Here is a 1,522-nt window from a genome sequence, read left to right as displayed (position 1 = left end):
GTGCTCACGCGGAACCTCCGGAGGGGCGGCGGACGTCGAGGGCGGGCTCGGTGAACCGGTTCGGTCCGCAGGCGAGTTGGTAGATCGGGACCAGGTCCGCGCCCAATCCCAGGGCTGCTGCGGCGCCTTCGGCGTCGTAGCTGCGCAGGGGCCGGGCGAAGAGGCCGTGCGCGGCCATGGCGTAGGAGAGGTGCTGGGCGGTCCAGCCCGCGGCGGCGAGCAGGTCGGCCGCCACCGCTTCGACCGTCGCCGCTTCGACCGTCGCCGCTTCGACCGTCGCCGCTTCGGCCGTCGCCGCTTCGACCGTCGCGGCTTCGGCCCGCCCGGTCTCCCGGGCGGGGGCGGCGTCCGCGGGACCGGCTCCCGTGTCGGCGGTGAACAGCCAGACCAGGTTGCACGCGTCGAGTTCGAACGCCAGGCCCGGCGCGGTGGCGGAGTCCACGAGCAGCGCCCCACGGGCCGCGGCGAGGTCACCGACCCGGCGGGCCGTGCCGTCGAACCCGACCGCGTAGCAGCCGTCCCGCACGCCTTCCACGCCGCGCACCCAGCAGAACAGCCCGATACGGGACCGGGCGGCCCGCAGCGAGCCGAGACCGCGGTCGCTGTCCGCCAGGGTGCGCAGGGCGGTCTCCCAGAGGGCGGCGGGGGCCGGGCGGTGAGCGGCGGTGAAGCCGGAGACACCGCGCGGGGCCCGCCCGCTGTTGCGGGCCCAGACGACCTGGTTCCATGGCGCCCGGCCGACCGGCGCGGGCGCCCCGCCCTCCGTCCCCGCCTCCCGCGCGCCGTCCAGGTCGACATCCCGCTCGGGTGTCATGACGTATCCCGGCACGGCCTCGCCCGGCAGCGGCCCGGCCCATGTCTCGGTCACGCCCGACCGCCCGGCCACGGTGAGCGGCCGGCCCATGGCCCGGCCCAACAGGGCCAGCGAGCCCAGGACATGGCCGGTCTCCAGGCCGGTCAGCACGGCGCGCAGGGGGCCGTAGAACGGCGGGAGCGCCTCGGGCAACGCGAAGGTCCGGACGTGGTCGCCGCCCGGCGCCGCGGCGGTCACGGGCACGCCGAGGGCATCGCCCGCCTCCGGCCGCGGGAACCGAGCGGCACCGCCCTCCTGGACGACCGTCCGTACCGGGAACTTGGCCCGGGGGGACGGGTAGGCCCGGTGCTCCGGGTAGGGGTTGTCGACCTCGAAGCGCACGGGGGCGAAGACGGTCGCGGCCACCTCGTACAACGACACCTCCGGCGCAGGCGGCGCCGCGGCGGGCCAGGCCGTGCGCTCCAACAGGTCCCAGCGCGCGGGCAGGCCCCTGCCGATCGTGTCGCCCCCCAGGCCGGCAACGGCCGACCGCACCCGCTGCCGCTCGGGCCGCGCTTCGGGGTCCACCCGGGTGTCACCGGAGGGCATGGCCATGAGGATCGCCTTCAGCGCGTCCGCGTGCGCAGCAGCGGGGCCGAGGCCGAGAGGGGGCGGGGGTGCAACGACCACGGGGTCAGCCACTTCTTTCGTACGGGACCGGAGGGGAGG

1 protein-coding gene is annotated in these 1,522 nt (G+C 77.0%); it reads right to left on the bottom strand.

Annotated elements, in window-relative coordinates; all coding sequences use genetic code 11:
• Positions 1–4: 4 nt before the first annotated feature.
• Entirely contained in the window at positions 5–1,408 is a 1,404-nt protein-coding gene (locus EF918_RS37550) for a hypothetical protein (protein WP_221889797.1), read from the bottom strand.
• Between the last annotated feature and the right edge of the window lie 114 nt (positions 1,409–1,522).

The organism is Streptomyces sp. WAC06614, assembly GCF_003949795.1.
Classification (GTDB): Bacteria; Actinomycetota; Actinomycetes; order Streptomycetales; family Streptomycetaceae; genus Streptomyces.
This window is presented reverse-complemented; position numbering and strand designations above follow the sequence as displayed.

Bases quoted from the DNA above. Each gene is read 5' to 3' on its own strand.
- EF918_RS37550 (WP_221889797.1), bottom strand. From the start codon at position 1,408: ATGGCCATGCCCTCCGGTGACACCCGGGTGGACCCCGAAGCGCGGCCC.